Here is a 6,170-nt window from a genome sequence, read left to right as displayed (position 1 = left end):
GGCCTGCCCCTGCTCGCCGGTCCCCCGGTCGAGGGGGGGGGGGGCGGCGGCGACGGCCGGGCGGCGGGCCGGGCCCGCCCCCGCCCCCCCGCCCCCCCCGCCGGCCCCCCGCCCCCCCCCGCGGCGGGCGCCACCGTCGTGCGCGGCCTGTGCGTCGACGACGCCGAATTCGGCCCGACACCGCCGCACTGGCAGGCCGCGGCCACCGCGGCGGCCGATCCCCGGCACACCGGCTCGCTCGAACTCGACATCGCGCTGCTGCTGCTGGCGCGGTGCGCGGGCGAGCCGTTCGGCTGGCAGGGTCAGCAGAATGGCAGGCTGATCAACAACATCCTGCCCGCCGTCGGCCACGAGGACGAGCAGTCCGGCGCGAGCAGCTCCACCCTGCTCAGCCCGCACACCGAGGACGCCTTCCACGCCGCGCGCGCGAACCTGCTGATGCTGACCTGCCTGCGCAATCCCGACCGGGTCGCCACCACGGTGTCGTCGGTGGGTCAGGTGAGGTTGCCCGAGGAGGACCTGCGCACGCTCGCCGTGCCGACGGTGCCGATCCTGCCCGACGTGTCCTACGGCACCGGTTTCGATCAGCCCGCGCCCGCGCTGCCGACCATCTGGTTCGACGAATCAGGCAGTCCCACACTGCGTTACGATCCCGCCTACACCCCGCTCGACGATGCCGACCCGGCATTCAGAGCGGCCTATGCCCGCCTCACCGCCGAGCTCGCCCGGGTCTGCCACGCGCCCGCGCTGGCTCCGGGAGAAGTCCTGCTGGTGGACAACGACGTGGCCGTCCACGGCCGGGTGCCGTTCCGCGCCCGCTACGACGGCACCGATCGCTGGCTCAAACGCGTCAATGTCCGGTTGCCCGAACGTCGCAGGCGCGCGCAGGAGTCGTCCGAGAATGGGTATGGGCAACACGTGGTCGCGCCGTTCCGGGCGAGCACGGATCGGACAGCAGAGCGGGGCAAGACAGATGAACGAGGATCCGTTGAACAACCGTGACCGGAGCATCCCGCTGCGGGTGCTCTCGCGCAGCGACCTGGCCGACGTGCCGATCACCCCGGCGGAGGTGGTCAGGGCCGTCGAGGAGGCGTATCTCGCCTTCGCGGCAGGCGAATCCGACAATCCACGCAAACTGAGCGTCGCCGATCCCGGCGGTTCCTCGGTGTCCTACGCGATGCTCGGCCGCGACGGCAGGCGCCGGGTGGTCGCCATGAAGACCTCCTACAAGTTCGATCCCGGCCACGACCGCAGCACCAAGCGGTACTACACCACCATCACCCTCTACGACGACACCACCGGCGCGCCCATCGCGATGATGGACTGCGCCAGGGTGGGCGCCTTACGCACGCCCGCGGTGTCGGCGCTGCTGGTGCGCGAGACCGTGCGGCGGGGTGCGGAGAGCGCCCTGCTCATCGGCACCGGCACCCAGGGCCGCAATGCCCTGCCGCATCTGCTGGCGGTGAATCCGCAGCTGCGCAAGCTGATGGTGTTCGGCACGCATCCGGAGGGTTTGGCCGCGGTGCACACCCATCTCGCCGACGCGGCGCCGCACGCGCTGCTCGAGGTGGTCGATGACCCGTACGCGGCGGCGGCCACGGCCGATGTGGTGCTGGCGACGGCGGGACCGGGCACCGAGGTCGCCCTCGAATCCGCCCATCTCGCACCGGGTTCGGTGGCGGTGCTGGTCGGCTATGGGCTCGCGCCGTCGACGCTGGTCGAGGCCGACCGGGTGGTCGCCACCAGTGCCGCGCAGATGGCGCTGACCGGCACCGATATGGCCGGGCCCGACGGCACGCTGCGCAGCGTCGATGCCGAACTGCCGCAGATCCTCACCCGCAGCGCACCCGCACGGCGCAGCGAGGACGAGAAGATCTTCGTCTACAACAGTGGGCTGGTGCTCACCGATATCGCCGTCGCGCACGCATTGGCGGCCAGGGCCATCGCCGAGGGACGGGGTGTCGAGGTGCCGTTGTGGGACTAGCGAACGCCGGGGCCGATGTCGGTGCGCGCAAGTCGATGACCGCCCGCGCCGACATGGTGTCCGGTTCGGACGCAGCTCGCAGCGACCGGGCCGGTGACGACTGCGGGGCAGAACTCCGCACGACCGCACCACCCGCCGGCCGAGCCGCCACAGCCATCAGCACCACCACCGGCACCGGTACTGGTACTGGTACTGGCCCGGAGCGAGACGGCGAGCTGCCAAGGGACGCACCGAGGCCCCGTCCGGTCGACGACGGGCAGTCATCCGCGCATTGCGCACCGCCGATGCCTGCCCACGTCGGCGCCGTGGAGCAGCGGCTTCTCGACGATCCACGGCTGCTCGGTGACATCGCCGAGGCGATCGGCGGGCCGTTCCATGTGCTGTTTCCCGAGCGAGTCGCGGTGAATGTCAGCGCTTTCCAGGCGGCGTTCACCGCGGCGGGCGTCGACGGGTTCGTGTACTTCGGGAAGAAGGCGAACAAGGCGGCGTGCGTGGCTCGCGCCTGTGCCGAGAACGGTGCCGGCATCGATGTCGCCAGTACCGGGGAGCTGATCGCGGCGCTGGCGCAGGGTGTGCGCGGCGAGGATCTGATGGTGACCGGGCCCGCGAAGTCCGATGAGCTGTTGTGGCTGGCGGCGCGGCACCGGGCGCTGATCGCGATCGACGCGCTGGACGAGCTCGATCGGCTCGCCGCACTCGGGCTGCCTGCCCGCATCCTGCTGCGGGTGCTGCCCGGCGGCTCGACCAGCCGATTCGGTCTCGACCCGGTCGAGCTGGAACAGGCAGTGCAGTCCGTGGCGTCCCACGGCCCGATCACACTGTCCGGCTTCAGCTTTCACCTTTCTGGCTACGACGCCATGGCCCGGGCCGAACAGGCCGTCGCCCTGGTCGGCCACTGCCTGCGGGCACGGGCGGACGGTCACCCGGCCGACACGATCTCGATCGGTGGCGGATTCGGGGTGGACTACCTCGACGCCGATGCATGGGTGCGGTTCCAGGAAAACCTGAGCGCGAGCTGGTTCCACACCGACCCACCCACCGGCGGTTACTACCCGTATCACTTCCCGACCCCCGGCGCGGACATGCTCGCCGCCATCCTCGCCCACAACAACCTGGCGGGCCTGTTGCGCGGCAACGGAATTCGGCTCGCCGTCGAACCCGGCCGAGCGCTCCTGGACCGGGCGGGCAGTTCCGTGTTCCGCGTGCAAGGCGTGAAAACCCGTGCCGCACACGGCGAACCGTACGACATCCTCACCGTCGACGGCACCAGCCTGAGCCTGTCCGAGCAGTGGTTCGCCAGCGAATACCTGCCCGATCCCGTGCTGTGGCCGCCACGATCCGGCCACCGCACCCCCACCTGTGTCGGCGCCACCACCTGTCTGGAGTCCGACCTGCTGAGCAGGCGGCGGATCCCGCTGCCGCGCCGCGCCCGCGTCGGCGATCTGCTGATCTACCCGAACACCGCCGGGTATCAGATGGACTCCAACGAGTCCCCGTTCCACGAACTCCCGCTCCCGCCGAAGGTCGTGCTGCGCGACAGCGGCGACCGGTTGCGCTGGAGTATGGACGCCCGCTGATCCACCCGAGCTCCCAATCCGATGGAGGAATTTCCATGGCTCTCGTCAGGCGCGTGACGGATCTGATCGGCCGCACTCCCCTGTTCGAACTCGCCGTCACCGACTCCGGTACCCGGCTGCTGCTCAAGCTCGAACAGTTCAACCCGACCGGCGCCGCCAAGATCAGAATGGCCAGGTCGATGGTGCTCGACGCGGAGCGGCGGGGTTTGCTGCGCGATGGCGGGCATATCATCGAGTCGACGTCCGGCAACACCGGACTAGGCTTGGCGGTGGTCGCGGCCGAACGTGGCTATCGATTCACCGCCGTGGTCGACAACCACGCCTGTAAGGACAAACTGCGCGCGATGCGGGCCATGGGCACCGACCTGGTGTTCGTCGCCGACGACGGTGACGACGAGCTGGCCACCTCGGCACGGGAGGACCTCGCCGAGGCGATGGCGGCCGCCCGCGACGACGCCTACTTCACCGAACAGCACAACAACGACGCCAACGCCGTCGGCTACTACGCGGTGGCCGAGGAATTGCTGGCCGAGGTCGAGCGGGTCGACATCCTGCTCTCGGCGGTCGGCACCGGCGGTTCGCTGTTCGGCACGGCCACCCGGTTGCGTGAGCTCGGCCGGCCCGCCCGGGTGATCGGCGTCGAGCCGGTCGGCTCCATCGCCTTCGGCGGCGAGGGCGGCCCGTACTGGCAGTCGGGCACCGGCACCCCGCCCGGCGCGACCATCGGCACCGCCGTCGACTATTCCCAGCTCGACGAGGGCGTGAAGGTCAGCGATGTCGACGCCTTCGCCACCGCGCGCGCCGTCGCCAGGACACACGGTCTGCTGATCGGCGGTTCGGCGGGCGGTTCGGTGCACAATGCCTTGGCGCGGCTCGAGGAATTCCCGGTCGGGTCGACCGTGGTCACCATCGTGTGCGACGGTGGCGAGAAGTATCTCGACACCGTGTTCGACGACGACTGGATGGCCGCGCGCGGCCTGCTCGACCCCGCCGCCGAATGCGAGATCACCACGCTGCTGCGCCGCTACTCGCCGCTGCGGCGCCACGACGAACTGCTGGAGGTCAGGTGAGCGCGATCGCGCGCCACACGAGCAGCCGCCCCGGGGCGACTCGGAGCCTGCGGGTCAGCGCTCAGGGGCGCCACCTGGGGAACCGTCCCGGGGCGAGCGGGTGATCGGCACGCGGGCGGACAGCGGCGCACTGGCCAGGCTGGCGACGCCGATCGCGTTGACGCAGCTGGCGCAGATCGCGGTCTCGACCACCAACCTCGCGCTGATGGGCACGCTCGGGGTGGCCGAGGTCGCGGCGGGCGGCCTGGCGCTGGTGCTGTTCAACCAGATCCGCACCATGTGCGTCGGGTTGATCACCGGCACCGGCAACCAGATCGCCGGGGCGCTCGGCGCGGCGGGTAAGCGCGGCGACTCGGCCGACGACGAGGTGCGCGGCGTGGTGCGCGCGGCGTTCGTCATCGCCACCATCGCGGGTCTGCTCGGTGGGGCCGTGCTGATCGGGCTCGGCTGGGCGCTGTCGCTGCTGGGCCAGGACGAGGGCGTGCTGGCCCTCGCCAGGCCGATGATGATCGCGCTGGCGCCCGGCCTGCTGCCGTGCCTGTGGTTCCAGGTACTGCGCCAGTACACCGTCGGCATGCAGCGACCGCAGGCCCTGCTGCTGGTGACGCTGGGTTCGGTCGCGCTGAACCTGGTGCTCGCGCTCACCTTCATCCACGGCTGGGTCGGCCTGCCCGCGTTCGGGCTGACCGGGGTCGGCATCGCCACCTCGCTGGTCTTCCTGATCACCTTCGGCGTGTTCTGGGCGATGGTGCGCCACGACGAACATCTCGGCCGCACGCTGCCGTCGACGCCATGGCCGGTGCGTTGGTCGACCGTGCGCGAGGAGCTGCGCCTCGGCACCCCGATCGCGCTAACCTACGGCTCCGAAGCCGGCATGTTCTCGGTGCTCGCACTGGTGATGGGCAGCTTCGGCCCTGCCGCGCTGGCCGCGCACAATGTGGTCTACCAGATCATCTACATCGTGTTCCAGGTGGCGATCGGCATCTCGCACGGTGCGTCGATCCTGGTCAGCCACGCCGTGTCGCGCGACGAGTACAGCCACGCCAAGAACCTGGCCTGGGTGGCGCTGCGGCACGCGGGCATCGTCGCCGCGGTCACCGGCGTGGTCTATGTGGCCGCGCCGGACCTGGTGCTCGCGCCGTTCCTTGACTCCGGCGATACCGACACGATCGCCATCGCGCACACCCTGCTGCTCATCGGCATCGTGCTGCAGTTCTTCGACGCCGCGCAGAACATCGGCACCGGCCTGCTACGCGGGCTCAAGGAGACCTCGGCGGGCTTCCGGCTGTCGCTGGTCGGCTACTGGGGCGTCGGCCTCCCAGCGGCCCTGCTGTTCGCGTTCCCGCTGGACCTGGGCGCGGCAGGCGTCTGGTGGGGCCTCACGGCAGGCCTGGCCACCACCGCGGCACTCATGCTGCGCAAGTACTTCGCCCTGCTCGACCAGGCGAACAACCCCCTGGTGCCGAAGCGCGTCCCCGCCACCCAATCGCACTAGCAACCCACACACGACCCGACCTCGAGGAGGGTCCCGCCGCGCAG

5 protein-coding genes are annotated in these 6,170 nt (G+C 70.8%); all 5 read left to right on the top strand.

What is annotated here, in order from left to right; genetic code table 11:
* Window positions 1–1,002: TauD/TfdA family dioxygenase (locus tag ACFWPJ_RS21995; protein WP_378854128.1), on the top strand; the 1,002-nt coding region annotated here is incomplete at its 5' end.
* A complete protein-coding gene (locus ACFWPJ_RS21990) occupies window positions 974–1,984 on the top strand; it encodes an ornithine cyclodeaminase family protein (protein ID WP_378854126.1) in 1,011 nt (336 codons plus the stop codon). The genes ACFWPJ_RS21995 and ACFWPJ_RS21990, both read left to right, overlap by 29 nt.
* Window positions 1,975–3,561: an alanine racemase gene (locus tag ACFWPJ_RS21985; protein ID WP_378854124.1), complete on the top strand. Its 1,587-nt coding sequence runs from the start codon at window positions 1,975–1,977 to the stop codon at window positions 3,559–3,561. The genes ACFWPJ_RS21990 and ACFWPJ_RS21985 overlap by 10 nt, the downstream gene beginning before the upstream one ends.
* Window positions 3,562–3,596: 35 nt before the next feature.
* Complete coding sequence (locus ACFWPJ_RS21980) at window positions 3,597–4,631, top strand: PLP-dependent cysteine synthase family protein (protein ID WP_378854122.1); 1,035 nt, start codon at window positions 3,597–3,599, stop codon at window positions 4,629–4,631.
* Window positions 4,632–4,734: 103 nt separating this feature from the next.
* Entirely contained in the window at window positions 4,735–6,126 is a 1,392-nt protein-coding gene (locus ACFWPJ_RS21975) for an MATE family efflux transporter (RefSeq protein ID WP_378854130.1), read from the top strand.
* Window positions 6,127–6,170: the final 44 nt, after the last annotated feature.

The sequence above is a fragment of the Nocardia sp. NPDC058497 genome (assembly GCF_042720195.1).
GTDB lineage: Bacteria > Actinomycetota > Actinomycetes > Mycobacteriales > Mycobacteriaceae > Nocardia.
The sequence above is the reverse complement of the archived record's forward strand: the minus strand, read 5'-3'. Positions and strand labels throughout refer to the sequence as shown.